Source organism: Nocardia sp. NPDC058666 (assembly GCF_042714895.1).
Classification (GTDB): Bacteria; Actinomycetota; Actinomycetes; order Mycobacteriales; family Mycobacteriaceae; genus Nocardia.
In genome coordinates, this window is record NZ_JBHXRY010000014.1 from 45568 (window position 1) to 72517 (window position 26950).

The 26950-nt window shown below is 67.3% G+C and carries 27 protein-coding genes; 9 read left to right on the forward strand and 18 right to left on the reverse strand.

Going from position 1 to position 26950, the window contains the following annotated elements:
* Positions 1 to 234 precede the first annotated feature (234 nt).
* Positions 235 to 723 carry a GtrA family protein gene (locus tag ACFWVD_RS24275; protein WP_379246451.1) on the forward strand — a complete coding sequence of 163 codons (489 nt, stop codon included), beginning with the start codon at positions 235 to 237 and terminating at the stop codon, positions 721 to 723.
* A 2-nt stretch (positions 724 to 725) separates the two neighbouring features.
* Here ACFWVD_RS24275 and ACFWVD_RS24280 read toward each other — a convergent pair whose 3' ends face one another.
* Genes ACFWVD_RS24280 through ACFWVD_RS24290 form a run of 3 tightly spaced genes read right to left on the reverse strand, consistent with a single transcriptional unit; the run spans position 726 to position 2748 of the window.
* Entirely contained in the window at positions 726 to 1367 is a 642-nt protein-coding gene (locus tag ACFWVD_RS24280) for a Type 1 glutamine amidotransferase-like domain-containing protein (RefSeq protein WP_379246453.1), read from the reverse strand.
* Positions 1367 to 2206 carry a maleylpyruvate isomerase N-terminal domain-containing protein gene (locus tag ACFWVD_RS24285; RefSeq protein WP_379246455.1) on the reverse strand — a complete coding sequence of 280 codons (840 nt, stop codon included), beginning with the start codon at positions 2204 to 2206 and terminating at the stop codon, positions 1367 to 1369. The genes ACFWVD_RS24280 and ACFWVD_RS24285 overlap by 1 nt, the downstream gene beginning before the upstream one ends.
* Positions 2203 to 2748, reverse strand: a complete 546-nt coding sequence (locus ACFWVD_RS24290) for an HIT family protein (protein ID WP_379246457.1) — start codon at positions 2746 to 2748, stop codon at positions 2203 to 2205. The genes ACFWVD_RS24285 and ACFWVD_RS24290 overlap by 4 nt, the downstream gene beginning before the upstream one ends.
* Positions 2749 to 3155: 407 nt before the next feature.
* Between ACFWVD_RS24290 and ACFWVD_RS24295 the strand changes: the two genes are divergently transcribed.
* Genes ACFWVD_RS24295 through ACFWVD_RS24305 form a run of 3 tightly spaced genes read left to right on the forward strand, consistent with a single transcriptional unit; the run spans position 3156 to position 6012 of the window.
* The gene (locus tag ACFWVD_RS24295; protein ID WP_379246459.1) at positions 3156 to 4274 is read left to right on the forward strand and encodes a Re/Si-specific NAD(P)(+) transhydrogenase subunit alpha; all 1119 of its coding nucleotides are present in this window, start codon (positions 3156 to 3158) and stop codon (positions 4272 to 4274) included.
* Positions 4274 to 4576, forward strand: coding sequence for an NAD(P) transhydrogenase subunit alpha (locus ACFWVD_RS24300; RefSeq protein ID WP_056818017.1), 303 nt, complete (start codon positions 4274 to 4276; stop codon positions 4574 to 4576). Before ACFWVD_RS24295 ends, ACFWVD_RS24300 begins: the two co-directional genes overlap by 1 nt.
* A 17-nt stretch (positions 4577 to 4593) precedes the next feature.
* Entirely contained in the window at positions 4594 to 6012 is a 1419-nt protein-coding gene (locus ACFWVD_RS24305) for an NAD(P)(+) transhydrogenase (Re/Si-specific) subunit beta (RefSeq protein ID WP_379246578.1), read from the forward strand.
* 64 nt (positions 6013 to 6076) lie between these two features.
* Here the strand turns inward: ACFWVD_RS24305 and ACFWVD_RS24310 are convergent, their stop codons facing one another.
* The 6 genes from ACFWVD_RS24310 to ACFWVD_RS24335 form a co-directional block, all read right to left on the reverse strand.
* Complete coding sequence (locus ACFWVD_RS24310) at positions 6077 to 7069, reverse strand: ABC transporter substrate-binding protein (protein ID WP_379246461.1); 993 nt, start codon at positions 7067 to 7069, stop codon at positions 6077 to 6079.
* A gap of 38 nt (positions 7070 to 7107) precedes the next feature.
* Positions 7108 to 7947 carry a siderophore-interacting protein gene (locus ACFWVD_RS24315; protein ID WP_379246463.1) on the reverse strand — a complete coding sequence of 280 codons (840 nt, stop codon included), beginning with the start codon at positions 7945 to 7947 and terminating at the stop codon, positions 7108 to 7110.
* Positions 7944 to 9167, reverse strand: a complete 1224-nt coding sequence (gene entS / locus ACFWVD_RS24320; RefSeq protein WP_379246465.1) for an enterobactin transporter EntS — start codon at positions 9165 to 9167, stop codon at positions 7944 to 7946. The genes ACFWVD_RS24315 and entS overlap by 4 nt, the downstream gene beginning before the upstream one ends.
* On the reverse strand, positions 9164 to 10015 hold the full coding sequence (locus ACFWVD_RS24325) for an ABC transporter ATP-binding protein (protein WP_379246467.1): 852 nt from the start codon (positions 10013 to 10015) through the stop codon (positions 9164 to 9166). The genes entS and ACFWVD_RS24325 overlap by 4 nt, the downstream gene beginning before the upstream one ends.
* Positions 10016 to 10024: 9 nt before the next feature.
* Positions 10025 to 11086, reverse strand: coding sequence for a FecCD family ABC transporter permease (locus ACFWVD_RS24330; protein ID WP_379246469.1), 1062 nt, complete (start codon positions 11084 to 11086; stop codon positions 10025 to 10027).
* Between the two features lie 71 nt (positions 11087 to 11157).
* Positions 11158 to 12156 carry a FecCD family ABC transporter permease gene (locus ACFWVD_RS24335; RefSeq protein ID WP_379246471.1) on the reverse strand — a complete coding sequence of 333 codons (999 nt, stop codon included), beginning with the start codon at positions 12154 to 12156 and terminating at the stop codon, positions 11158 to 11160.
* A 122-nt stretch (positions 12157 to 12278) separates the two neighbouring features.
* Between ACFWVD_RS24335 and ACFWVD_RS24340 the strand changes: the two genes are divergently transcribed.
* Positions 12279 to 12995, forward strand: a complete 717-nt coding sequence (locus tag ACFWVD_RS24340) for a hypothetical protein (protein ID WP_379246473.1) — start codon at positions 12279 to 12281, stop codon at positions 12993 to 12995.
* A 120-nt stretch (positions 12996 to 13115) separates the two neighbouring features.
* On the opposite strand, the gene ACFWVD_RS24345 is transcribed toward ACFWVD_RS24340, so the two are convergent.
* Positions 13116 to 14693, reverse strand: coding sequence for an MFS transporter (locus ACFWVD_RS24345; RefSeq protein ID WP_379246475.1), 1578 nt, complete (start codon positions 14691 to 14693; stop codon positions 13116 to 13118).
* Between the two features lie 109 nt (positions 14694 to 14802).
* Here ACFWVD_RS24345 and ACFWVD_RS24350 point away from each other — a divergent pair, with 109 nt between their 5' ends.
* Positions 14803 to 15960 carry a DUF5925 domain-containing protein gene (locus ACFWVD_RS24350; protein WP_379246477.1) on the forward strand — a complete coding sequence of 386 codons (1158 nt, stop codon included), beginning with the start codon at positions 14803 to 14805 and terminating at the stop codon, positions 15958 to 15960.
* Between the two features lie 23 nt (positions 15961 to 15983).
* On the opposite strand, the gene ACFWVD_RS24355 is transcribed toward ACFWVD_RS24350, so the two are convergent.
* Both ACFWVD_RS24355 and ACFWVD_RS24360 read right to left on the reverse strand, forming a co-directional pair.
* Complete coding sequence (locus ACFWVD_RS24355) at positions 15984 to 17165, reverse strand: MFS transporter (protein ID WP_379246479.1); 1182 nt, start codon at positions 17163 to 17165, stop codon at positions 15984 to 15986.
* A gap of 129 nt (positions 17166 to 17294) precedes the next feature.
* Entirely contained in the window at positions 17295 to 18137 is an 843-nt protein-coding gene (locus ACFWVD_RS24360) for an NAD(P)H-binding protein (RefSeq protein WP_379246481.1), read from the reverse strand.
* Positions 18138 to 18231: 94 nt separating this feature from the next.
* On the opposite strand from ACFWVD_RS24360, the gene ACFWVD_RS24365 reads away from it, so the two are divergent.
* Positions 18232 to 19164, forward strand: a complete 933-nt coding sequence (locus ACFWVD_RS24365) for an AraC family transcriptional regulator (RefSeq protein WP_379246483.1) — start codon at positions 18232 to 18234, stop codon at positions 19162 to 19164.
* Positions 19165 to 19248: 84 nt separating this feature from the next.
* On the forward strand, positions 19249 to 19662 hold the full coding sequence (locus tag ACFWVD_RS24370) for an acyl-CoA thioesterase (protein WP_379246485.1): 414 nt from the start codon (positions 19249 to 19251) through the stop codon (positions 19660 to 19662).
* On the opposite strand, the gene ACFWVD_RS24375 is transcribed toward ACFWVD_RS24370, so the two are convergent.
* From ACFWVD_RS24375 to pdhA, 5 genes are all read right to left on the reverse strand, one after another.
* Positions 19652 to 19870, reverse strand: coding sequence for a hypothetical protein (locus ACFWVD_RS24375; protein WP_379246487.1), 219 nt, complete (start codon positions 19868 to 19870; stop codon positions 19652 to 19654). The genes ACFWVD_RS24370 and ACFWVD_RS24375 overlap by 11 nt on opposite strands.
* 216 nt (positions 19871 to 20086) lie before the next feature.
* Positions 20087 to 21466 carry a uracil-xanthine permease family protein gene (locus ACFWVD_RS24380; RefSeq protein WP_379246489.1) on the reverse strand — a complete coding sequence of 460 codons (1380 nt, stop codon included), beginning with the start codon at positions 21464 to 21466 and terminating at the stop codon, positions 20087 to 20089.
* A gap of 76 nt (positions 21467 to 21542) precedes the next feature.
* A complete protein-coding gene (locus ACFWVD_RS24385; protein WP_379246490.1) occupies positions 21543 to 22850 on the reverse strand; it encodes a dihydrolipoamide acetyltransferase family protein in 1308 nt (435 codons plus the stop codon).
* Between the two features lie 11 nt (positions 22851 to 22861).
* The gene (locus ACFWVD_RS24390) at positions 22862 to 23836 is read right to left on the reverse strand and encodes an alpha-ketoacid dehydrogenase subunit beta (RefSeq protein ID WP_379246492.1); all 975 of its coding nucleotides are present in this window, start codon (positions 23834 to 23836) and stop codon (positions 22862 to 22864) included.
* Positions 23833 to 24915: a pyruvate dehydrogenase (acetyl-transferring) E1 component subunit alpha gene (gene pdhA, locus ACFWVD_RS24395; RefSeq protein WP_379246494.1), complete on the reverse strand. Its 1083-nt coding sequence runs from the start codon at positions 24913 to 24915 to the stop codon at positions 23833 to 23835. The genes ACFWVD_RS24390 and pdhA overlap by 4 nt, the downstream gene beginning before the upstream one ends.
* Positions 24916 to 25084: 169 nt before the next feature.
* Here pdhA and ACFWVD_RS24400 point away from each other — a divergent pair, with 169 nt between their 5' ends.
* Positions 25085 to 25576 carry an Lrp/AsnC family transcriptional regulator gene (locus ACFWVD_RS24400; protein WP_379246496.1) on the forward strand — a complete coding sequence of 164 codons (492 nt, stop codon included), beginning with the start codon at positions 25085 to 25087 and terminating at the stop codon, positions 25574 to 25576.
* 60 nt (positions 25577 to 25636) lie between these two features.
* Here ACFWVD_RS24400 and ACFWVD_RS24405 read toward each other — a convergent pair whose 3' ends face one another.
* Positions 25637 to 26899, reverse strand: a complete 1263-nt coding sequence (locus tag ACFWVD_RS24405; protein WP_379246498.1) for a benzoate/H(+) symporter BenE family transporter — start codon at positions 26897 to 26899, stop codon at positions 25637 to 25639.
* Between the last annotated feature and the right edge of the window lie 51 nt (positions 26900 to 26950).

Genomic DNA, 26950 nt, shown 5'->3' on the forward strand with positions numbered 1-26950 from the left:
CCCGGCGGTCGCTAACGCTCCCAGTCAGTCCCCGGCGGTCGCTAACGCTCCCAGTCAGTCCCCGGCGGTCGCTAACGCTCCCAGTCAGTCCCCGGCGGTCGCTAACGCTCCCAGTCAGTCCCCGGTCGGTCGCTGACGCTCCCAGTCGGTCGCCGTACTGGGGGTGCGAACGCCCGGCCCACCCGTTTGCCGTGTGCTCACCCGGACTTCACCTGCCGCTGGCAGGCTGGCGGCGTGGAGCATCAGGCGAGTGTCACCGAGTCGCCGGCCGACCGATTCACCCGATGGTGCGAGGCGGTCGTCGCGCGCCTGCCGTGGGGGCTGGACCGGTATGTGCCCGCGACGTTTCTCGGTTTCGCGCTGATCAACAGCTTCACCTTCGCTGTCGACCTGCTGTTGCTCACGTTTCTGCGCAGTGGCCTCGGGCTGGCCGTCTGGTTGTCGATCACCCTCGCCTACATCGTCGCGTTCGGCCTGGCCTTCGTGCTCAACCGGACCTTCAACTTTCACTCGCACGCCCCGATGGGCAGACAGGCCGCGGTGTACGCGGTCGTGGTGCTGGTGAACTATCTCGCGTTCATCCTCGGCGTCGGCTCGGGCCTCGCCGCGCTCGGACTGCAGTATCACGTGGCCAGGCTGGTCGCGGGCGCGTGTGAGGCTGTCTACATGTACAGCGCGATGCGCTGGATCGTCTTCCGCCGCAAGTCTTCCGTCGCGGCGTGACGTCAGGACCGCAGCACCTCGGTGTGATCACCGTCGACCAGCACCACATCGTTGTCGGTGAGTGCCCAGTGTGGGACGCCTTCGGCCACACAGTGCGCCAGCATCTCAGCGGCGTCACCCTCGGGGTCGGTGGGGGAGTCGAGGTGGACTACCAGTCGACGATCGACCAATCCCAGTCCGTCCCACTGGGGTTCGATGCCGGTGGCGGGTAATACCTCGGCGGGGTCGTCCATGGTTTCCAGCCCGTGTAGGTCGGGTCCGAGCAGACACGCGCCGGCGCTGTACCCGGCGTAGACCAGCGCGTCCTCGCGCAACAAAGCCGACAGCACGGAATCTGCACCACTGCGGGCGAATTGGGCCCGCAGGACGAAAGTGTTGCCGCCACGCACCCAGACCATCGGGAACTGGCGCAGGTGCCGTTCCAGTCGCGCAGGCTGTCCGACGTACTCGCGCAGATCGAGAACCTCCGGCGAATAACCCTGCTGTTCAAGGGGTTTCACATCGCTGATCACCGCCGAAGACCAAGCATCAGGCCACGCGTCGCAAGCGTTGGGAATCACCGCGACCCGCCCCGGCGCACCCACGAGCCTCGCTAGCCGATCCGCGAAACCCCCGAACCTGTACGACGCCAGGAAAAGCCGCATCAGATGGTGAACGCCAAATTACGCACGAGCCGCTCCCCGAGCGCCGCATCGCCCTCGACAACCACCTCGCCGGGGTGCGCGTCGGGAGTGGTCCGCCCACCGCGCAGTCGCGCGAAAAGCCCGGAGTCCAAACGGATTACAGCGGTAGCCTCACGGTCTGCGGTTTCCAGCACCGATCCACGTCCACCGTCCACCGCCAGGTGAACCTGCCTGGTCACCGGCCCGATCAGGTCGAGGGTGATCAGCGAACCGTCCGGCGCCTTCGCCCCCTTCACGACCGCACGACCCAGTCCCAGCGTCAACTCGGTGAACGCCGCCTCGGCCCGCGCCCCGCCTTCGGTCACACTGCGCCCGATCCCGTCGGCGAGGTCCAGTTCGTGCATCCAGCAGTCGAACAGCCGCACCCGCATGAACCGCCCGTAGGGCACCTGGCCGACCGGCGACACGGTCGAGGCCTGCCAGGCGTCGTCGTCCATCGCGGCCAGGGCGGCCCGGCGGCGCTCGGTGGTCTCGTCGAACAGCGCGAGCAGCCGCTTGCCCGACAGCGGCCGCAACCGGTCGACCCAGATCTCGTTCAGCACCGCGACTTCGTTGCGCACATGCGGCAGCGTGCGGACATCGGCCTTGGGGCGCAACGGATCATGCGGCGGCGGTGTCTGACCCAGCAGCCAGGACTCGGTGCCGATCACGTGCGCGACCACGTCGAACAGGGTCCAGCCGGGCAGCGGAGACGGTCGGCGCCAAGCCTTTTCGTCGAGGTCGGCCACCAGCAGGCCGATCATCTCCCACTGCTGGGCCAACAGATCGGTGAGTTGTTCGCGGCCCGGCGTCGGGGTCATCCCTGTGCTCCTTCTGCTGTATTGAATGGCGGGACGGCCGAAGGCCCTGCGTGGTCACGCTTCGCTACCGCCTCCGGGCCCGCCGGCCGCCCCGCTGTATTCGATTGTGGCCCCGCCTGATCCAACGCGGACAGGCCCGCACGGATCGCCGCCGCGGTCGACGTCGGTTCGTGTGGACGACGCAACAGGAACCCCCTGGCGAAGGCGAGCTTGTCCCCGTGTTTGCGCGGAACCACGTGCAAGTGGACGTGCCCCACCGTCTGGAAGGCCGCGGTGCCGTCGTTGAGAATGAGATTGGCGCCGTCACTGGCGAGTCCGCTCACCCGTAGGGCGCGCGCGAGGCGGTGGCCGGTGCGGAACAGTCGCGCGCCCAGGTCGGGGTCGAGATCGTCGAGCTCGGTCGCGTGGACCTTGGGCACGATCAGGGTATGGCCGCGGGTGATGGGGCGGATGTCGAGGAACGCGCAGACGGCGTCATCGGAGTAGATCATGGTCGCCGGAGCGGCACCCGCCACGATCAGACAGAAGGCGCAGTCGTTCACAGCGTCGACCCTACGGTGTGAGCTGGGTCGCGCAATAGCCCGACGGTGCGGGCTTCATGAGGCACATCACGTATCGTCCGATTCGGCGGAGCCCGACCAGGAGTCGGACGTCGAGGTAAGTAACCGACGATGATGTGCGGTCTTGTGCGCCCCTACCAGCGGCGACGAATCTTCAGCGCGGGTGCCGATCGGTGCCCGCCGAGTCGGGAGGCCGTTGTCACGGCTGATCAGGGCAGGGTGTCCGTTTTGTGGTCCTGCGTCCAGTTCTCCGTTGTGACGGGCATCTCGACTAGGCTCACCGCGAGCCGAGTACAGTTGCCGGGATTTCAGTTGAACTTACTCACGGGTAACGTCGGCTGACCTGTTGTTCCCAGGCTCGAAGCCAGCACGAGAAGGAAGTCTGACTAGTGGAGACAACGCAAAACGTGGGCGAGGGTTCGCCGCGCGGAGCGCGTGTCGGAGTCGTTCGCGAGTCCGGCCCGGGTGAGCGGCGAGTCGCCTTGGTGCCCAAGATCATCCCCGCCCTGTCCAAGCAGGGTGTGCAGGTGATCGTGGAAGCCGGTGCGGGTCTCGGCGCGCTCATTCCCGACGCTGCCTATGTAGAGGCGGGCGCGACCATCGGTGACCCGTGGTCGGCCGAAGTCGTGGTCAAGGTCGCCCCGCCCAGCGACGCCGAGGTGGCCAAGCTGTCGTCCGGGCAGACCATGATCGGTTTCCTCGCCCCGCGCAATGCCGAGAACCAGATCGGTGCGCTCAAGGCCGCCGGTGTGCAGGCTTTCGCGGTCGAGGCGATTCCGCGCATCTCGCGCGCGCAGGTGATGGACGCCCTGTCCTCGCAGGCGAACGTGGCCGGTTACAAGGCCGTGCTGCTCGCCGCGTCGGAGTCGACCCGCTTCTTCCCGATGCTCACCACCGCCGCGGGCACCGTGAAGCCGGCCACCGTGCTGGTGCTCGGTGTCGGTGTCGCCGGTCTGCAGGCGCTGGCAACAGCCAAGCGTCTCGGCGGCCGGACCACCGGTTACGACGTGCGTCCCGAGGTCGCCGATCAGGTGCGCTCGGTCGGTGCGCAGTGGCTTGACCTTGGCATCGACGCCGCCGGTGAGGGTGGGTACGCCCGCGAACTCACCGAGGACGAGAAGGCCCAGCAGCAGAAGGCACTCGAAGACGCCATCAAGGGTTTCGATGTCGTGATCACCACCGCGCTGGTGCCGGGTCGTCCCGCGCCGCGCCTGGTCACCGCCGCCGCTGTCGAGGGCATGAAGCCCGGCAGCGTGATCATCGACCTGGCCGGTGAGACCGGCGGTAACTGCGAACTCACCGAGCCCGGCGAGACCGTGGTCAAGCACGAGGTCACCATCGCCTCGCCGCTGAACCTGCCCGCCACGATGCCCGAGCACGCGTCCGAGCTGTACTCGAAGAACATCTCGGCGCTGCTGGAACTGATGCTGGTCGACGGCAAGCTGGCGCCCGATTTCGAAGATCAGGTGCTCGCCGATTCCTGTGTCACCCGTGAGGTGGAAGCCTGATGTACACCGAACTTCTCGCCAATATCGCGATCCTCGTGCTCTCCGGCTTCGTCGGCTTCGCGGTGATCTCCAAGGTCCCCAACACCCTGCACACCCCGCTCATGTCGGGCACCAACGCCATTCACGGCATCGTCGTGCTCGGCGCATTGGTGACCCTGGGCAATGTGAAGGACCCCTCGCTGCTGGTGCAGGTGATCCTGTTCGTCGCCGTGGTGTTCGGAACACTGAACGTCATCGGTGGCTTCGTGGTCACCGACCGCATGCTCGGCATGTTCAAGGGTAAGAAGAAGGCGGCCGAGTGATGCACGCAGTCGACAACATGACCTACCTGGTCAACGGCCTCTACATCGTGGCCTTCTCCATGTTCATCTACGGCCTGATGGGTCTCACCGGCCCGAAGACCGCCGTGCGCGGCAACCAGATCGCCGCTGTCGGTATGGCTTTGGCCGTTGCCGCCACCTTGATCTCGGTGCGCCATGCCGCCCTGCTCAACTGGATTCTGATCGCCGCCGGTCTGATTGTCGGTGTGGCACTGGGTGTTCCGCCCGCCATCCGCACCAAGATGACCGAGATGCCGCAGCTGGTCGCGGCCTTCAACGGTGTCGGTGGTGGCACCGTCGCGTTGATCGCGTGGGCCGAATTCGTCGACAGCGCAGGGTTTTCCGACCTGCACTCCGAGCCCACGATCCACATCATCATCGGTTCGCTGTTCGCCGCGGTGATCGGTTCGATCTCCTTCTGGGGTTCGATCATCGCCTTCGCGAAGCTGCAGGAGATCCTGTCGGGCAAGCCGATCACCGTCGGTCGTTTGCAGCAGCCGCTGAACCTGCTGCTGCTCGTGGGTGCGGTCGTGTGCGCCGTGGTGATCGGCCTGGGCGCCGACAACGGTGGTGTGTCGCAGCTGTGGATGATCGCGCTGTTGCTGTTCGCCGGTGTGCTGGGCCTGATGGTCGTGCTGCCCATCGGTGGCGCGGACATGCCGGTCGTGATCTCGCTGCTCAACGCCCTGACCGGTCTGTCGGCCGCGGCCGCCGGTCTGGCGCTGAACAACACCGCGATGATCGTGGCGGGCATGATCGTCGGCGCGTCCGGCACCATTCTCACCAACCTGATGGCCAAGGCCATGAACCGCTCCATCCCCGCGATCGTGGCCGGTGGCTTCGGTGGCGGCGGCGCGGTCGCGTCCTCGGGTGACGGCGAAGCCAAGACCGCCAAGGCGACCTCGGCCGCCGACGCCGCGATCCAGATGGCCTACGCCAACCAGGTGATCGTGGTCCCCGGCTACGGCATGGCCGTGGCCCAGGCCCAGCACGCGGTCAAGGAGATGGCCCTGCTGCTCGAGGCCAAGGGCGTCGAGGTCAAGTACGCGATCCACCCGGTCGCCGGTCGCATGCCCGGTCACATGAACGTGCTGCTGGCCGAGGCCGAGGTCTCGTACGACGCGATGAAGGAAATGGACGACATCAACGGTGAATTCAACCGCACCGACGTGGTCCTGGTCATCGGCGCCAACGACGTCACCAACCCGGCCGCCCGCGACGACAAGTCCAGCCCGATCTACGGCATGCCGGTCCTGAACGTCGACCAGGCCAAGAGCGTCATCGTGCTCAAGCGCTCGATGAACTCCGGCTTCGCCGGCATCGACAACCCGCTGTTCTACGCCGACCACACCTCGATGCTGTTCGGCGATGCGAAGAAGTCCGTCGGTGCTGTCACCGAGGAACTGAAAGCGCTGTAAGGCAAGGCAATACAGACGAGGCCCTACCGTTCACTCGAACGGTAGGGCCTCGCTGTATTCGCGACTACCGGAATCGCTGCTCGAGCAGATCGAGAGTCGCCATGGCGCCCCGGTAGTCGGGACGCTTGCTTTCCGACGGCAGTTCGTAGAGCTGGCCCGTCCGGAACGCGGGCAGACCGGCCAGCATCGGATCTTGTTTCAGCCCGGCGATGTCGCGGCCACCGTCGAGTTTGATCACGAACACCACCGGGGCATCGACCACGGTGCTCAGCAGTTCAGGGCTGAAGCTCACCCAGTCGGCGGCCGCGGGTCGGGTCGGGTTGCCCGCCTTGGCGAGGATGTCGTTGTCGATGGTGATGCCGACCTCGGCGAGCAGCGTGGTCAACGGGGTGTTGGGGGCGAGCAGGATGGGCTTGCCGTCGGCTTGCGACTGCATCACCGCCGCAGCGCCCTGCGGCGGTTTCAGCCCGGAGCGCACCTTCGCGACCTTGTCGTTGTAGGCGGTGATCATGCCGCCGACCTGCTCCGAGCGGTTCACGATGTCGGCCACCGACTTCAACTGGTCCTGCCAATTGATCGCGTCGGACGGCACCAACGCGGTGGGCGCGATGGCGGTGAGCTTGTCGTAGTCGTTGATCGTCTGCTGGCCGGGGTAGCCGGGTCCGCCGCCGATGATCAGGTCCGGGCGCTGGGCGGCGATGAACTCGAGGTTCAGGGCATCACCGGAGGGCACGGCTTCGGTGCCCTGTGCCTTGGCATCCGCGGCCCAGGACGGCGGGAACTCGCCGGGCTTCAACGTGACACCGAGCAGGCGTGGGTCCGCGGCTGTCACGTCCGCGTCCAGGTCGAACAGGTATCCGGCGAGGGCGCCATTGAGGACCACGACGCGCTGCGGGTCGGCGGGGACGGTGACGAGGCCCTTGGCGGTGTGCACGTCGCGGGTGCCGGAGTTCGCAGGTTGGTCGGTGGTGGTGCTGCCGCAGGCGACTGCCGTCGCGGCGATCGCCACGGCCAGGAGGGTGGCACGCAAACGCGCCGTGATCGGGTGAACTGACATGAAACTGTGTTTCCTTCTTCTAGGGGGTAGCTGATGTCTCAATCCGCGTGGTCGAAGTCGGCGACGCCGCGCTTCCAGTAGCCCGCGATGAGTGAGTCCTCGGGGCCGATGCCCAGGTCGTTGCGGATGATCTTGCGCACCCCGCGCAGGCAGCCCGCCTCACCGGCCGCCCACGCGTAGACACGGTGTCCCGCAGCGACTTTCACCTCGCGTAGGGCCTGTTCGAGGATGTCGCTGGTACCCGGCGGGAGATCGCCACGGTGCAGCCAGCGCACGCTCACACCATCGGGCGGGTCGAGCGGGATCTGCTCGCTCGGTCCGGCCACCTCGATGAACGCCCACCCGGTGGTGTCGCGCGGCATGCGTTCGAGCCAGCGGGCGATGGCCGGTAGCGCGGTGATGTCACCGGCGAGCAGATAGTCGTCGTAGGTCTCCGGAATGACCACGCCACCGGGCGGACCGGCGATGTGCACCGTGGTGCCCGGGGTGACCGCGGCGGCCCAGTCCGAGGCGAGACCGCCGGGATGGAGGACGAAGTCGATGTCGAGTTCGCCGTCTTCGATGCTGTGCCGGCGCACCGTGTACTCGCGCGAGACCGGTCGCGGGTTGCCCCACTCGAGCATCGAACCGTCGCGCTTCGGCAGTCGGAGCACGCCGTCGTCGCTCGGAAAGATCAGGCGCACATGCTCATCGGGCACATAGCTGTGGAACTGCGCGATCTCGGGCCCGCCGAAGGTGACCCGCAGCAGCGCCGAGCCGACGGGCACGACCCGCGACACCCGCACTTCCTGCAGGCCGATCGGGTACGGCACCTTGGCGTAGTGATCCCCGGCGAGCACCTCGGCGATGGTCGCGGCGTAGGCGGTGCGATCCTTCATCCTTGTTCCTTTCTGCGCAGCGGCCCGGCGGCGAGTGCCATCAGGCCGGTGAGTACCAGGACCGCGACGCCGTAGTACACGAGCGCGAGTCCGGGAGCGAAGAGTTGGCCGACGAATCCGGCCACCATGGAGCCGACGGCGGTGCCGGTGACCGACTGCACCATCAGCAGTCCCGACATCCGTCCCCGCATGTCGTCGGGCGCGGCCCGCTGCAGCATCGCGTAGCGCAGCACCATGTTCACCGCTCTGGCCAGGCCGAACCCGGCAAGTCCGAGGAACACCGGCGCCGCGTGCGACCACAACCCGGCCGCGATCACGCCGATCGGCATGATCGCCAGCGAAACCAGCAATGCCCGACCGGTATTCACGCGACTCATCCACCCGCTGGTGAGCGTGCCGAGCACCGCACCGGCACCGGGTGCCGCGTAGAGCAGGCCGAGCGTGCCCGGCCCCGCGTCGAGTTCGACATCGGCGAAGGCAGGCAGCAGCACCAGCGGCCCGCTCACGAGCATCCCGATCAGACCGGTCGCCAGGATGAGCCGGATCGACTCGTGGCGCACCGCGAACGAGATCCCGGAAGCCAACTCGCGCAACGGATTCTGCAAGTCACGCCGCGGTGGTGGCGAGGGCCCGATCGCGGTGATCAACCCGACCGTCGCGGTGGTGGCCAGCGCGCACAGGAAATAGGCCGAGGCCACACCGGTTTTCGCGACGAGCAGACCGGCGATCGCGGGGGTGATCATCGTGCCGAGATCGGTGGTCAGCGAGACCAGCGCGCCCGCGGCGGCCACCTTCTCCCGGCCGACCAGCGCGGGCACCATGGCCATCAGCGCCGAACCGCTCACCCCGCCCGCGAGGCCGTCGACGACACCGGCGAGATAGATCGCGGGCAGCATCGGATCCGGCAGCACGGCGTTCACCCCGAGCATCAAGAAACCGATGCCCGCGGCACTGCGTGCCCACTGGATCACCCCGCGGCGGTCGTACCGGTCGGCGACCACGCCGCCCGCGAGACTGCCGACGAACAACGCCGCCGCGGTCGTGGTGGCCACCCCGGCGACCTGCAGGCTCGAACCGGTCAGCTGATAGCCCTGCAGCGGTAGGGCCACCATGAGCAGGCCGATGCCGAGCACCGACACCAGCCGGGCGGCGAACGCATACCGGAACGGACGCGACGCCCGCAGCGGGCTGAGGTCGATCAGCAGGCCGGATGCGGTCATCGGAGGCGCTCGACGAGTAGGTCGCCCGTGACCGGCGCGACGATCACGGGCGCGGCGTTGTCCGCCAGCGGAATCACCAGTGGGGTACCGGTTTCGGGGTCATCGATGATGCGGCACCGCAGCGAGAACACCTCGTGCACCAGCTCGGCGGTGACGATCTCGGCGGGCCGCCCGGAGGCCACGATTCGCCCGTCGCGCATGGCGATGAGGTGGTCGGCGTAGCGGAAGGCGTGGTTGAGGTCGTGCAGAACCGCCACGACCGTGCGTCCCGAATCGCGCTGCAGCGAGCGGCACAGATCCAGCAGCTGGATCTGATAGGCGATATCGAGAAAGGTCGTCGGCTCGTCGAGCGCGATGATGGGCGTGCACTGAGCCAGCACCATCGAAATCCACACGCGCTGACGCTGACCACCTGACAATTCCTCGACCGGGCGCGCCGACAGGTCGGTGACACCGGTGGCCGCCATCGCCGCCGCGACCGCCTCCTCGTCGGCGCGCGACCACTGTCGCAGCAGCGTCTGATGCGGATAGCGGCCGCGCGCGACCAGATCCGCCACCCGGATGCCGTCGGGCGCGGTCGAGGTCTGGGGCAGCAGGCCGATCTGCCGGGCCAGTTCCTTGGCCGGATAGTCGGTCACCGGCTTGTCGTCGAGCAGCACCTTCCCGGATTGTGGGGTGAGCAGTCGGGCCAGCGCACGCAGCAGCGTGGACTTGCCGCAGGCGTTCGGCCCGATGATCACGGTGAACTTGCCGTCCGGAATATCGACGGACAGTTGATCGCTGACCGTGGTGCCCTGGTAACCGAGCCGGACCTGGTCGGCGCGCAACCGCGCGGAGTGGGAGTTCATGTCGCCCTTCTATTTCCGTCGCGCGTCGACGACGAGCAGATACGCCAGATACAGGCCGCCGATCGAACCGGTGACGAGGCCGACCGGGATGGTGGTCGGCGCGAAAGCATGCTGGGCGATCCAGTCGCAGGTGATCAGCAAGGTCGCACCCAGCACCGCGGCGGGGACCAGCGCGATCGAGGGGGTGCGGGTGAGTGTGCGCGCCAGGTGCGGTGCGGCCAGCGCGACGAAGGCGATCGGCCCGGCGACAGCTGTTGCCACAGAAGTGAATCCGACGCTGAGCGCGATCAGCCAACCGGTCGCCTTACTCGCGTCCAGGCCGAGGGCGCGCGCGGTGTCGTCACCGAGTTCGAGGACGCGCAAGCGGGGCGCGGCCGGGATCACCGCCAGGACCAGCACGGCCAGGATGATCATGGTCGGTGCGACCCGCGGCCACGACAGTCCGTTGAGCGAGCCCGCACCCCAGGCCGCCGCCGACATCGCCGCGTCCAGATCGGCCCGCATGATCAGCCAGGTGTTGACCGAGGCGAGCATGGCACTCACGCCGATGCCGACGATGATCAGTCGGAAGCCGGATACGTTGTGCCGCAGGGCAAGTAGGTGAATCACCAGTGCGGCACCGAGACCACCGATCATCGCGCCCGCCGCGGTCTGGAAGTTCCCGCCGCCCAGCATGAGGATCACCAGCAGCGCGCCGGTGTAGGCGCCGGTGCTGAACCCGATGATGTCGGGACTGCCCAGCGGATTGCGGGTGACCGACTGCAGGATCGCGCCGCTGACACCGAGCGCCGCACCCAGGGCCAGCGCCAACAGGATGCGCGGCAAACGCCAGTCCCACACCACCAGTCGGTCGAAACGCTCGTCACCGATGAACAGCGCGCGCACCACCCGCGTGGCGGGAATCGGAAATTCGCCACTGCCCAGGGCGAATACGGCGGTGGCGACGGCGACGATCAGCGCAATCGCGCACACCACCACGGTGCGCACGCCGATTCTGGCGGTGAGGTTCGGACGGCGCAGTCGTAGCAGGACCGTGGTGCGTCCGAAGTCGATACTTCGCTGACCGCTCATTGCTGTGTCCATTCGGGATGCTCGGGCGCCCTGCGTGGTTACGCAGGCTGCCTCCTCCGGGCGCTGACCGCTCATCCCTGGACCCCCACTCGCGAACGCCGCGCCAGCCAGATCAGCATCGGCGCACCGAGAAACGCCGTGACCAGCCCGGCCGGAACCTCGTCAGGTCGAATGATGATGCGGCCCAACACATCCGCGGTGAGCACCAGAAGTGGCGCCAGCACCAGCGAATACGCGAAGATCCAGCGCTGATCGGTACCGGCCAGCCAGCGCGCGATGTGCGGCACCGCCAGACCCACGAACGCGATCGGGCCGACCGCGGCGGTCGCGGTGCCACACAACAACACCAGCGCCGACGCCGTGAGCAACCGCGTACGCGTGACATGCACCCCCAGCGAACGAGCCAGATCATCGCCGAGGGCAACAGTATTCAGCGATCGCGCGCACACCGCGGCGATCAACAGCCCGACCACGATGAACGGCGCGGCCCCCGCGATGATGTCGAACCCGCGGCCGGACAGCGATCCCGCGTCCCAGTGCCGCATCTGGTCGAAAGCCTTAGGGTCCAGCAACATCAGCCCGCGGGTGAGTCCGCCCAGCACCGCGGTGGCGGCGACCCCGGCCAGCGTCAGGCGGATCGGATCGGTGCCGGTGTTCCCCGCGGTGCCCAGCCGGTACACCACCACCGAAACCGCTGCGGCACCGAAGAATCCGAACCACACATACGACGTGATCTCACTCACCCCGAGCAACCCCACCGCGACTGTGATCGCGAAGGCCGCGCCCGCGTTCACGCCGAGCAGTCCGGGGTCGGCGAGCGGGTTGCGGGTCAGGCCCTGCATCAGGCAGCCCGCGACGCCGAGGGCCAGCCCGGCGAGCAGTCCGAGAACGGTTCGCGGCAGCCGGTATTCGGTGATGGTGACCTGGTCGGGCGTGGTCACCGGCCCGGTCAGCGCAAGCCAGACCTCGCCGAGCGCAATCGATTTCGTGCCGACCAGCAGGCTGAGCACACCGGCCGCAACCAGCAGGAACAGGGCAAGCAGCCACCCGCACCAACGCGGATTTCTCATCAGGGTTCTCTCTCACGGCGAAACTGTGTCGAAAAGTGAGGTTAGCCTAAGCAAGGTCTTGATAGGTAAGGCTCACCTAGCTAGGGTTCGCATCTCATCGAAGAACACGAAAGGTTCACCCCGTGAAAATCACCAAGTTCGCCCTGCTGGCCTCCACCGTCAGCGTCGCCCTCGGCATCGCCGCCGGAACCGGCCACGCTGCCCCCGCCGCGGACGAGCCGATCAACTTCACCGCCGAGACCACCGAGACCGCCACGATCATCGGTACCGACGCGGGCTCGATGGTGGTCGAAGACGGTGTGTTCAAGATCAAGGCGGCCAACGGTGCCACCGTCGCCGGTAGCGAATTGTCCTTCCGTGTCGATGAATTCGTCTTCCCGGTCGCCGCCGACATCTCCGGTCGCACCGCGACGTTGACCCCGCAGTTCGACCTGGCGCACGCCACCTACAAGCCCGTCGCGCTGCCGTACGAGGACAAGGCGCCGTGGAAGAGCGAATATGACCGTGAGCAGGCGGCCTGGAGTCGGCTGGGCAGCACCATCTCGCTCGGTGCGGGTGTCGGCGCCCTGGTCGGTGGCCTCGGCGGCGGCGCTGTCGGTTGTGTGCTGGGCGGCATCGCCGGCGCGACCATCGCCGCGGCGACCATCGTCGGCATGTTCGGCCCGTTCATCCCCGCCGCCGCGGTCGGCTGCCTCGGCGGCATCATGGCCATCGGCTCGCTGGGTGCGCTGGCGGGTCAGCTGTTCATCGCCGCGCCGGTAGCGATCATGGCCGCAGCGCAGTACTTCACCACCATCAACTCGCCGATGCCGAACAACCCGGCTCCGGCTGCCAAGTAGGCCACCGCATTTCGGCCGAGGCCGCCGAAACCGGGTCGCGTGGAGGGGACAACTCGCGCGCGAGGTGCTTCCCGTCCGATTTCGTATCGGGCGGGAATCGCCATGTCCGCGGCCGCACGGTCAGTCCGCGTCGGCGACAGCGTCGGGTTCTTTGGCGTCGGGTGCGGGGATGTGTCGCAGCAGGCCCATCACCAAGGCGGCGGCGATGGCGGTCAGGCCGATGCCGACGACCGAATTCACCTGCAGCGCATGGGTATAGGCCTCGCGGGCGATCGTGGTCAACTCGGCGCCGAGAGCTTCCGGCAGCGCAGCCGCGACGTGCAGGGCGCCTGCCAGGGTGTCCTCGGCGGTGTGCGCGATCTCCGGTGGCAGTCCGGCGGGCAGCTGGTCCGTCATCTGTCCGCGATAGACCGCGGTGCCGATGCTGCCGATCACCGCGACACCCAATGCGGCCGAAAGCTCTTGTCCCGTTTCGGAAATGGCGGAGGCTGCGCCGGCGCGGGCCGGGTCGACCGCGCCCACGATCAGGTCGAGGCCGAGCACGAACATCGGGCTCAAACCCAGCGAGAACACCACCATGCCGGTGACGATCAGCGCGAGGTCGTCGTGGCCGGACAGCTGCGTGAAGATCGCGTACCCGATCATTGCGATCACCAGGCCGACGGCCATCAGGTAGGCGGGCCGGATCTTGGGCGCGAGCGCGCTCACCACACCGGCCGCCACGACCATCGCCAGCGCCTGCGGCACCGTCCACAGCCCGGCCTGGAACGCGGAAAGACCCAGGACCAACTGCAGATACTGCGACAGCAGCAGGAACAGCCCGCCCATCGCGAGCATGGCGACCATCAACGCGACCAGCGACCCACTGAACCGCACATTGCCGAACAGGCGCAGGTCGATCAGCGGATCGGTCAGCCGCTGCTGCCGCAGCACGAACACCGTGCCCAACGCCAGACCGGCGGCCAGGACACCGACGGATTCGATCGAAATGCCGTCCTTGGCCAGTTCCTTGATCCCGTAGATCACCGCCATCACCGACAGCAGCGACAGCAACGCGCTGAGAATGTCGAGCTTGCCCGGGTTGGGGTCCTTGTATTCGGGCAGCAGGAACGGGCCCGTGCCCAGCAGCAACACCATCGCGGGCACGGCGACCAGGAACACCGAACCCCACCAGAAGTTCTCCAGCATCGCGCCACCGACCAGCGGTCCGATCACCATGCCGACCATGAAACTGGTCATCCATACGCTGATCGCGGTGGTGCGCTGGCGGTCGTCGTGGAACATATTGCGGATCAACGCCAGGGTGGACGGCATCAGCGTGGCGCCCGCGATACCGAGCAGCGCGCGGGTGCCGATCAGCATGTTCGCGCTGGTGGAGTACGCGGCGATCACCGATGCCACGCCGAACGCGAGTGCGCCGATCATCAGCAGTTTGCGGCGGCCGATGCGGTCACCGAGGGTGCCCATCGTGATCAGGAAGCCGGCCACCAGGAAGCCGTAGATGTCCAGGATCCACAGCAGCTGCGAACTGCTGGGTTCCAGCGCTTCGCTGATGCGGGGGATGGCCAGGTAGAGCACGCTCAAATCCATCGAGATGAGCAGCGTGGGTAGGGCGAGAACGGCTAGGCCGACCCATTCCTTGAGCCCTGCCTTCGCGTAGGAATCCGGCGGGGTCTGGTCGTGCGCGGTGGACGTCACACTACGACGTTACCGACGAATCGGACCACCGTGCCAGCGAGTTTTCCGACCGGGGGTGTCGCATGGGTCACCGTAAGTCATTGGACATTCCCCGCGGCCGACCACGATGATGGGCGCGGTGTCCACACGTAATGAACAGCTGCGCCTCGTCGACTCCCCGCGCCCGGGGCCGGACCAGGGCGAGTCGTTTCCGTGGTCGGCGACCATCGACTCCACCTATTCCACCCGCGACGCGATCGACGCCCTGGCGCTGGCACCGTTCCTGCGCGGCGATCAGCCGTTCGCCCGTCAGGCACACCTGGACCGGGTGCGTCCGGAGGCGTTGCTGCGTCCCGCCGACTCGCGGATCGTGCGTTCGGTGGTCGACGACGACAGCAGTGCGCTGCTCGCTGCGGGCGAGGGCTGGGCGTTGCGGGCGGTGCGGTGGGCCAGCGGGTCGGCCACCGTCGAAGTGACGGCGGTCAGTGATTCGCTGGCAGTGGAGGTGCTGGCCGCGGCTACCGAGGGGGCGGCGCTGTCACGTGACAGCGAGGCGACGGTGGAGATGGGCTTCTGGCACATGGACGTTCGGCGTCCCGCGCGTCGACGCCGGCAGATCGTGGCACCCGCGTGGGCGGAGATTCGGGGGAACTACACGGCGTCGGTGGCTGCGGGGATGGAACGGTTGATGGGGCTGGGGGTCGACGACATCAAGGGGCGGTTGGTGTTGCTGCACGGTGAGCCGGGGACCGGGAAGACGACGGCGCTTCGCGCTCTGGCGCGGTCGTGGTCGCCGTGGTGTCAGGTCGACTGCGTGGTCGATCCGGAGGAATTGTTCAGCAACCCCGGGTATCTGATGGAGGTCGCGGCGGGGGCTGATGGGGACGACGAGGACGGTCGGTGGCGGCTGCTCGTGCTCGAGGATTGTGATGAGTTGATCCGGGGTGAGGCTAAAGAGGCTGCGGGGCAGAAGCTTTCGCGGTTGCTGAATCTCACCGACGGGATGCTGGGGCAGGGGCGGAAGGTGTTGATCGCGATCACCACCAATGAGGATCTTTCGCGGTTGCATCCTGCCGTCGTTCGGCCGGGGCGTTGTCTGGCTCAGCTCGAGGTCGGGCGATTGTCGGCGACGGAAGCCCACGAGTGGTTGGCCCGCCAGGAGAGTGTCTCGGCTGCGTCGAGTTTCCCGGACGGTGCGACACTCGCCGAACTGGTTGCCCACCGCGATGGCGGAATTCAGATCCGGTCGACGATCGAGCACTCGACCGAGGTGGGGATGTATCTCTGATCGTGTGAATTCGGTTGTGGGAGTTATTTTTTAGGCGTGACCGTGTTGGCTGCGGCAGCGCAGGCCAGGGTGAGAATCAGCGGGATGATCAGGGTGGCGGTGAGCGGGATTATGGCGGCCAGCCAGCCGATTACCGTGGGGCCTGCGAGCAGACCCAGGTAGCCGATCGTGAAGACCCTGGACATATCGGTGGCGGCCTTGCTTCCGCCGAGATTGCCTGCGGTGGTGAAGATTTGAGGGACTCCGCCAGCTAGGCCCAGACCGCACATCGCCCAGCCGAGCAGCGTCAGTGGCAGCCAAGGGGAGGCGATGACTACGACGAATCCTGCTGCGGCGAGCAGACTTCCGTAGCGGACGATAGCTACGGGACCCAGCGCCGCGCTGACTCGGTCGGCGAGGAATCTGCCCAGGGTCATGGTGGCCGAGAAGGCGCCGAAGGCGAGGGCGGCACCGGCCTCGGAGGTGCCGAGGCGTTCGCGAACCTGCAGTGCGCTCCAGTCGGCGGCGACGCCTTCCGCGAGCAGGAGCACGAACGCGATACCCCCGAGTGTCAGCACTGTGCGGGTCCGATCGTGTCGTTCTGTGCGCAGCCGTGATGAGGCGTCAGTCTCGTAATGTTCTGTAGGCGAGGGCGATTCGCTGACAAGCTGCGGCACCAGTGCTGCGGTAATGAGCAACCCGCCGATAGTGGCACAGGTCAGCGTCAGTTCCGGCGCCCACCCCGCGTGCTGGGCAGCCGCGCCCAACAGTGAACCGAGAAACCCACCCGCGGAGAACATCGCGTGGAACGCGGACATGATCGGTCGCCGATACGCCCGTTCCACCTGCACCGCTTGGGCATTCATCGACACGTCCAGCGCGCCGTTGCCGAACCCGAAGCACACCAGCGCGATCGCCAAGGTCACCGGATCGGTCGCCAACCCGGGCCCGAGCACCGTCACCGAAATGACCGTCGCGGCCACCGCGACCAGAGTGCGGCTGCCGAACCGGTCCGCGGCAGGGCCCGCCAACCGCATCCCGACCAGCGCGCCCGCCGCCATCAGCAGCACCAACACGCTGAGCATGGACACCGACACCCCGGTCCGGCCGATGATCGCCGGAATGTGGACCACCCAGAGAGCCAGCAGCACCCCGCTCAGCGTGAAAGCCGCGAACACCGCCGCCCTGGCCCGGCGAAGACGGTGGTCGATCTGCGCTGAACTCACCGCTTCGACGGTACCGGGCGTGCGGTGACCCCAGGTCGGCTCGGAAATTTCAAGATCACCAGGCTTTGGTGCAGATTCCTTCTCGGGCGATGTTTGCGTGAAAGCCTGGTGATCAACGGTCCAACTCGGTTATCGGGGTGTCCAGGCTCCGGTGGCGGCGGTTTCCTTGGCGTAGTCGGTGAAATCGCGTGCCTCGCGGCCCAACGCGCGGCGCACGCCGTCGGCGGTGGCGGTGTTGCGGCCGTCGAGGATGGTGCCGAACAGGTAGTCCAGCAGGCTGATCACGTCGTCGGGGACCTGGTAATCGCTCAGTGTCGCAACGAATTCCGGGCGGGTGACGGGGATGAACGCGATCTCGCGACCGGTGGCCGCGGCGATCTCGCCTACCGCGTCGGCGAAGGACAGGGCGCGTGGGCCGGTGAGTTCGTAGAGTTGGCCTTCGTGGCGGGGGTCGGTGAGGGCGGCGGTCGCCACCTCGGCGATGTCGTCGACGTGCACGAACGGTTCCGGCACATCCCCATTGGGCAGTGCCACCGCGCCGGCGAGAACATCGTCGACGAAGGCGCCTTCGCTGAAGTTGTGGGCGAAGAAGGAGCAGCGCACGATGGTCCAGCGCAGGCCCGAATTCCGCACGATCTCTTCGCATTCCAGCGCTTCGGGTTCGCCGCGACCCGACAGCAACACCACCGAGCGCACGCCCGCGGACCGGGCCGCGGCGGTGAACGCGCGGATGACGTCGGGGGCGCCGGGCACCGCGAGGTCGGGCTGGAAGGCGAGGTAGACCGAGTCGACGCCGGTCAGAGCGGGCGCCCAGGTGCCGCGGTCGGTCCAGTCGAAGGGGATTTCGGCGGTGCGCGAACCACGGCGGACCGGGTGCCCGTCGGCTTCGAGGAGCGCCGCGACCCGGCTACCGGTTTTGCCCGTCGCGCCGGTGATGAGGGAAAGCTGCTGGTGAGAGGCTGTGTTCGTCATGAGATAAGTACACCGCCGCGCGGGCGTCGGCGACATCGCTGTGCCGCTCACGAACATGCGCTGCCGTCTCCGGGTTTCGTCTACTGTGGAACAGGTGGATGCGTTAGCCGGTCTGCTCGAGGGTCCTCGCGCCCGTGGTGCGTTTCTCATGTGTTCGCTGTTGAACCCGCCGTGGTCATTGCGTGTGCAGGACGAGGCGCCGCTCACGGTACTTGCGACGATTCGCGGAAAGGCTTGGGTCAGTACCGATTCCGCGCCGCCGCGGCAGCTCGTTGCGGGCGATGTCGCGGTTTTTCGTGGGCCGCAGCCGTATACGGTGGCTGATGATCCGGGCACCGAACCGCAGATCGTCATCCAGCCGGGGCAGGTGACCACCACACCCGATGGCGAAATCCTGTGCGAGACACTGAATCTCGGGGTTCGGCAATGGGGCACCGATCCCGACGGTGAGACGGTGATGATCACCGGCACCTACGAATCGGCGGGCGCGGTCAGCAGGCGGTTGCTGCGCGCGCTCCCGCAGGTCGCGGTGCTGCCACGCGGTGAGCTCGACGCGCGGCTGCTCGACCTGCTCGTCGACGAGGCGACCAAGGACCTGCCCGCCCAAACCGCCGTCCTCGATCGCCTGCTGGACCTGCTGCTCATCGCCGCACTGCGCGCCTGGTTCGCCCGTGACGACGCCCCCGCCTGGTACCACGCCTACAGCGACCCCCTGGTCGGCAAGGCTTTGCGTCTGCTGCAACACAATCCGGCGCACCCGTGGACGGTGGTCGCGCTGGCCGACGCGGTCGGCATGTCGCGCGCGGCGCTGGCCCGCCGGTTCACCGAACTCGTCGGCGAACCGCCGATGACGTTCCTGACCGAATGGCGGCTGTCGTTGGCCGCAGATCTGCTATCGGAGTCCGATGCGACCGTGGAATCCATCGCCCACCAGGTCGGATACGGCAGCGCCTTCGCCCTGAGCACCGCCTTCAAACGGCACTTCGGGGTGAGCCCGCGCGACCACCGGCACCGCAGCGCGGCATGATGGCCTAGTGAGCGAGCGAAGCGAGAGAACCATGTGGCAGCGCGCGGAGCGCATGCCGCAGCCGAGCGCCAGCGAGGCGGAGGCATGAGCTATCCCGTCCTGTGGCCGATGCCGACCCGGTGGGCCGACAACGACCAATACGGCCACGTGAACAACGTGACCTACTACTCCTACTTCGACACCGCCGTGAACGCCTGGCTGATGCGCGCCACCGGCACCGACATCACCGCGCTGCCCGCGCTGGGCGTGGTCGCGCAGACCTCGTGCAAGTTCGTCGGGTCGATCAGTTTCCCCGATCAGCTGCAGGTGGGCCTGCGCATCGCCCGCCTCGGCAACTCGAGCATCACCTACGACCTCGCGATCTTCCGCGAAGGCGAGGCCGGTCTCGAGCTCGCGGCGACGGGCGAATTCGTCCACGTCTATGTCGACGCCGACACCCGCAAACCGGTGGCGATCCCCGATGTGGTGCGCGCCGCCGCGGCGGAACTTACGAGGTAATAACTCCGACTTCGGGCCAGTCGCTCCCGCGGCGCGCACGCAGGATGATCTGCCCCGCGGGGGAGTACCCGGGCGGGCCGGGGAGTGCGGCGAAAGTGGTTTTGTCGATCACCAGCGACGAGTCGAGTTGTTCTCGACTCGGTCCCCAGACGTATTCGACCTCGGTGAGGTCGTCACGAATCTTCTTGAAGTACATCAGTTGCGCCATCGCCGGATCTCCGCGTAGAACTCCACCGGTCAGCGGGTCGTGACCGATGGCTTCCGACCATGGTGGCAGGAATCGAGCGATCTCGCCGCTACCTCGCCGAACTTTTTCGAGCAAACCGACCGGTTCTCATGTATGCAACCTCCGCTGAACTCGGCGAACGCCGGAATTCCGCCGGTTCTTTACAGGTTGATGAAGAACCGGCGGTCGACGTCGGAATCAGGCGGTCGCCGGCGAGACGGGCTGGGCAGAAGCCGATTCGACCTCGACGGGCGCGGAGGTCTTGGACGCGCGGGCCATGGTGCCCAGACGGGTGTGGTTGAAGACCAGGTTCAGCAGGAAAGCAGTAGCCGCGCCGAGCGTGACGCCGCTGTCGAGCAGGATCTGCGCCGACGTGGGGAACTTGTCGAACATGTCCTTGGTGAACACCGGCAGCAGCCCGACACCGATGGCGGTTGCGGCCACGGTCGCGTTCACCTTGTCCGTCAGATCGGCTTTGAGCAACGTGGTCACACCCACGACCGCGACCGTGGCGAACAGCACCAGCCCCACACCGCCGACCACCGGCTTCGGAATCACCGCCACCACTTCACCGATGCGCGGCACCAGCCCCAACACCACCAGGATCGCGCCACTGACCGCGGTCACATACCGGCTGTACACCCTGGTCGTGGAGACCGCGCCGACGTTCTGGTTGAAGATCGTGTCCACGAACGCGGTGAAGATGCCGCCGAGCACACCCGACAGCCCGTCGCCGACCAGGCCGCGCGCGAGATCGCCTCTGCTGAGCTGCTTTCCGGTGATCTCACTGATCGCCAACATGCTCGCGGTCGACTCGGCGAACACCACCGCCATCACGATGCTCATCGCCACCACGGCGGTCACCGGGAACTGCGGCGACCCGAAGTGGAACGGCTGCGGAATCCCGATCCAGCTGGCGCTACCGACGCCCGCGGTGGTGATCAGACCCATCGGCAGCGCGATCGCAATGCCGGCGACCAGCGCGATCAGCACACCGAGCTGCGAGAACACACCGCGTCCCAGGCACACGAACCCGACCGCGATCAGCACGACCACCGCGGCCAGCGCGATATTCGACGGTGACGCGAAGCTCGGCGACTTCGGGTTGGTCCCGATGATCAGCCCCCCGGCGACCCCGATCAGCGACACACCCACCACGGTCAGCACGGTCCCGGTCACCAGCGGTGGGAAGAACCGCACCACCCGCGCGAACGGCCACGCCAACGCCACACCGACCACACCACCGATCAGCATCGACCCGTACACCGCGTCCAGACCGTATTCCTTGGCGATCAGAATCATCGGATTCAACCCGACGAACGTGGCCCCACACACGATCGGCAACCGCGCACCCGCCAGCTTGCCCACCCCGAGGCTCTGCACCAGCGTGATAATGCCCGCGACCAGCAGATCAGCACTGATCAACAGCCCGATCGTCGCCCGATCCAGCCCCGCGGCCGCACCGAAAACCAGCGGCACGGTGATGCAACCGGTGTACATGATCAGGACGTGCTGAATGCCGAAGGCCAACTGCCGCGCGAACGGCAGCCGGGTGTCGACGGGATGTGCCTCACTCATACAACGAGTTGTAGACCCCGTTTTTTACAGCGCATGAGCATTATGTTTCGTCGCGGTTGCGGGTCGGATATATCACTCAGATGCGGCTGAGCAGGGTCAATGGGTCCTCGAGGAAACCGGCGGTGGTGGCTAGGAAGCGGGCGGCCAGTTCGCCGTCGATCATGCGGTGGTCGAAGCTCAGGCCGAGGGTGGTGATCCAGCGGATGGCGAGTTCGTCGCGGAATATCCAGGGGCGCTTGCGGATCGAGCCGAGGCACAGGATGGCGGCTTCGCCGGGGTTTACCAGGGGGACGCCGGTGTCCACGCCGAAGACGCCGATGTTGGTGAGGGTGAAGGTGCCGCCGCGTAGGTCGTGGGGGGTGGCGTTGCCGGAGCGGGCGGTGTCGGCGGCCCAGCTGATTTCGCGGCACAGTTCGCGCAGGCTCAATGCTTGCGCCTCTTTGATATTGGGGACCATCAGGCCGCGGTCCGAGGCGACCGCGATGCCCAGATTCACAAAGTGTTTGGTGACGATTTCCTGGTTCTGTTCATCCCAGGCGGTGTTGATTCCCGGGAATTCCGCGATCGCCGCGAGTGTCGCCTTGGCGACCAGGGCCAGCGGGGTGAGGGTGAGGTCCTCGAAGGATTTGGTGGTGCGCAGGTGGTCGAGCAGTTCCATCGACGCGGTGCAGTCGACGGTGACGAACGTGCTGGCCTGCGGGATCGTGCGCGCACTGGCCAGCATCGCGGCGGCGGTGCGTTTGCGGATGCCGGTGATGGGGGTGCGTTCTTCGCGGGCGGTCGGTTCGATGAGGCCGTCGGCGTCGGTGACGTGGCCGTTCGAGGGCGCCGGGGCGATCGCGCCGAGGCGGGCGGGGGTGCGCGGTTGTGTCACCGGGACAGCGGACCGCACGTCTTCGACGGTGACCGCTCCTTCGGGACCCGAACCCGCGACGAACCACAGGTCGATGCCCAGTTCCTTGGCCAGTTTGCGGGCTGCGGGAGTCGCGGCGGCGCGGTGGGTGCTCGGTGTGTTCGATGCCATCGACGGCACGGATTTCCTTCTGCGCGAAGTCGTTTCGGCTTCGGGGCCGTAGCCGACCAGCACATCGGTGCGCGGCGCGGTCACCTCGAGGTCGTTGCGCACCCGGATCAGCGGCGCCCCGACCGGCACCGTGTCGCCGGGCTGGGCCAGCAGCTCCACCACCACCCCGGAGAACGGCGACGGCAGCGCGACCACCGCCTTCGCGGTCTCCACCTCGGCGATGGTCTGGTTCAGTTCCACCGTGTCACCGACCGCGACGGCCCAGGACACCAGGTCGCCGTCGGCCAGGCCTTCGCCCAGGTCGGGAAGGCGGAATTCGAGAACGTGACCGTCGTCGGTGGCGGCTGGTTCCTCCGGCACAGGGGCACCTTTCATGCGGCTAGGCAGCGGTCGACCGCCGCCAGAATGCGGTCGGGGTCGGGCAGGTGGTGCTTTTCGAGCTTAGCCGGGGGATAGGGGATGTCGTAGCCGCCCACGCGCAGCACCGGCGCTTCCAGGTGATAGAAGCAGCGCTCGGTGATCCGCGCGGCGATCTCGGCGCCAAGCCCCGCGAATACCGGCGCCTCGTGCACGATGACCAGCCTGCCGGTCTTGTCCACCGACTCCGCGATCGTGTCGACATCGAGAGGGGACAGACTGCGCAGGTCGATCACCTCGAGCGAATGTCCTTCCTCGGCAGCGATTTTGGCCGCAGTGAGCGCGGTGGCGACGGTGCCCCCGTAGGCGACGACAGTGGCGTCGGCACCGCGGGTGCAGACCCTGGCCTTGTGTAATGGCAGATCCGGTTCGCCTTCGAAATCTACGTCGGCTCTGTCCCAATAGCGACGTTTCGGTTCGAAGAAAATAACCGGGTCGTCTAGTGAAATAGCCTGACGGATCATCGAATACGCGTCGGCGGGCGTACTCGGTGATACAACGCGAAGGCCCGCGGTGTGCGCGAAATACACCTCCGGCGATTCCGAATGGTGTTCCACCGCGCCGATCCCGCCGCCGAATGGAATTCGAATGGTCAATGGGGCTTTCACCTTTCCGCCGGTGCGGTAGTGGATCTTGGCGACCTGGGACACGATCTGGTCGAACGCGGGATACACGAATCCGTCGAACTGGATCTCCACCACCGGCCGATACCCGCGTAAGGCCATGCCGAAAGCTGTTCCGACGATGCCGGATTCGGCCAGCGGTGTGTCGATGACCCGGTTGTCGCCGAAATCCTTTTGCAGAGTGTCGGTTACGCGGAAGACGCCACCGAGTCGGCCGATGTCCTCGCCCAGCAGCACGACTTTGGCGTCGTCCTCCATGCTGCGGCGCAGGCCGGTGTTGAGGGCGGCGGCGAAGGTGGTGATCATGACTGCGCTCCTTCGGCGAGGTAGTCCGAAAGCTGTTGCCGCTGTTCGGTCATCAGGGAGTGCTCGGTCGCGTAGACGTTGTCGAACATCCGTTGCGGGTCGGGGTCGGGCATGGATACGGTCGCGGCGCGCAGGCGGGCGGCGACGTCGTCGGCCTGCGCGGTCACCTGCTGGACGAACTCGGGGGACAGGTCGCCTTCGCGTTCGAGCAGCAGGCGCACGCGTTCGATCGGGTCGCGTTGCGCCCAGTACTCGGTGTCGGCGGCGGTGCGATAGCGGGTCGGGTCGTCGGCGGTGGTGTGCGGGCCCATCCGGTAGGTCATCGCCTCGATGAAGGTGGGGCCGCCGCCGGTGCGTGCGCGTTCGACGGCCTGGCGGGTCACGGCCAACACGGCCAGCACATCGTTGCCGTCGACCTGCACGCCCGGAATGCCGTACCCGTCGGCGCGGCGGACCAGCGGGATATGGCTTTGGACGGCGACCGGTTCGCTGATCGCCCACTGGTTGTTCTGGCAGAAGAACACCACCGGCGCGCTCCAGGCCGCGGCGAATCCGAGCGCCTCGGCGATGTCACCCTGGCTGGTCGCGCCGTCGCCGAAGTAGGCGATGGTGGCGATGTCAGCGCCGTCCAAGTGCGCGGCGAAGGCGTAGCCGGTGGCGTGCAAACCCTGCGAGCCCACGACGATGTTGGCATTGGTCATGTTGAACTCGTCGGGGTCCCAGCAGTGGTGGGAAACGCCGCGCCACAGGGCCGTGAGCTGCTCGGGTGGCACGCCGCGGCAGAAGGCGACGGCGGTTTCGCGGTAGGAACAGAAGGCGTAGTCGTCGGGGTGCAAAGCGTGCGCCGAGCCGACCTGCGCGGCCTCCTGCCCCAGCAGCGGCGGCCACAATCCGAGCTGGCCCTGACGTTGCAGGGCGGTGGCCTCGACGTCGATGCGGCGGGTGATCACCATGTCCCGATACAGCTGCCGCAACCGCGGCGCATCGATATCGGCGACCAGGGCGCCGTGCTCTCTGTCGAACACCCGACGACCGTCGGGCTGAACCAGCTGGACCGGGTAGGTCTGCTTCTGCGACATCGTGATCGCCTCCTCGCCACCGTGCCTTGTGAGCCGATGCAGGTACGCCACTCGCTGATGCGACGTGTATCACTCAGCATCCACGATTACGCGAGGTGCGCAAGTGAGGCGCGCGCAGGTGAGCAGAATGCATGGTCTGAAGGGGTGCGGCGCTGGCATACTGCGTTGTATGACCAGTCGCGAACCCGAGGTCACCCTGGACGCCACCGACGCGCGACTGCTGCGTGAGTTGATCGCCAACCCCCGCGCCACCGGGGTGGAACTGGCCGCGCGGCTGGGTTTGTCGCGCAACACGGTGCAGGCGCGCTTGGCCCGCTGGGACACCGGTGGTGTGCTCGGCAGCTTCGAACGTCGAGTGGAACCCCGCGCGCTGGGTTACCCCCTTGCTGCGTTCGTCGCGGTCGTGGTCGATCAACACCAACTCGATGCGGTGGTCGAGCATCTGGCCGACGTTCCCGAGGTCACCGAGGTGTGTGGCATGACCGGCGCCACCGATCTCACCGTCCGGATAGTCGCCCGCGACGCCGACGACCTCTACCGCATCGCGGGCGCGATTTTGAAGATCCCCGGCGTCGAACGCACGAACATGGCCCTGGTCATGCGCGAGTTGGTGGGCCCGCGTACGGGTCCGCTACTGGACAGGTTGGCGGGTCCGAGTTGAGGTAGTCGGGGCGAACTCGACGCCCGCTGCATCGCGCTGAGAGCTGGCACGCGTTGTGCTTCACCGGCCCTTCTCCACAGTGTTGATCGGGTCGATCACCTTGTCGTCTGGAGTCGGATGGTCAGGTGCCGGTGGGAGGACGCGGCGGACGACCAGGCCTGCGATCAGGGCCCAGAAGGCGCCGCCGATGCCGAAGAGGGTGGTGCCTGCGGCGGCTACGAGGAAGGTGACCAGGGCGGCCATGCGGTGGGTGGGGTCGGTGAGAGCGCCGGTCAGGGCCGCGGCGAGGGTGGCCAGTAGCGCCAGACCTGCGACGGTTTCGATGGTGCCCGCGGGGGCGGCCGCGATGAGGGTGACCAGGGCGGCGGAAGCCAGACCCAGGATCAGGTAGGCGGCACCCGCGGTGGCTGCGGCGATCCAGCGACGTTTCGGGTCGGGGCTGGCGGTGGGGGCGGCGGCCAGGGCGGCGCTGATGGCGGCGAGGTTGATCGCGTGCCCGCCCGCTGCCGCGCCCACGATGGTGCCGACGCCAGTGACAAGCATGGCTGGGCGCCAAGGGATCTGGAAGTCGAACGAGCGCATCACCGCCACGCCAGGGATGTTCTGCGAGGCCATGGTGACGATGTAGAGCGGGATGGCGATGCCGATGATGGCTTGCCAATGCCATTGGGGCACAGTCAATTCGACCGTGGGGACCATGGCGGACAGATCCAAGTACTTGCTGTTGACGGCGATATCGATCCCGGTGCCGACAGCTGCGGTCGCGAAGGCGACGAGCACCGCCCATTTGGGTGCGAATCGTTGCAGCACCAGCCACACCAGGATCACCGGAACGACCACCGCCGGCGAGGTGCGCAGTGCCTGAACCGGAGCCAGACAGAGCGGGAGCAGCACGCCCGCCAACATCGCCTGCGCGATCGGCACGGGAATCGCGGCGACCAGCGAACCGAGCCGCTGCCACAGCCCGGTGATCACGATCAGCACGCCGGTCACCGCGAAGGCCGCGACCGCACCGGGCCAACCACCCGCGACCAGTCCGGTGCTGGCGAGCAGGGCGGCACCGGGCGTCGACCAGGCCAGCGTGATCGGGATCCGGTACCGGAAACTCAGCAGCAGAATGCCGATGCCCTGCGTGAAACACAGCACCAGCAACCCCGACGCGGCCTGCGCGGGGGTTGCGCCGACCGCGCGTAAACCGCTCAGCACCACCGCGAACGAACTCGTGAAGCCGACCAGTGCGGTGATCGCGCCCGCGCCCAGCGGCTGCGCGATGCCCGCCGGTTTGTCGGCGACAGCGGGGGAGGGGGTGGAGACCTGCGACATTATGTCGATATTGCCGCACGCGAGGGTGGTCGTCGCCTGCCAGTCGCGCGA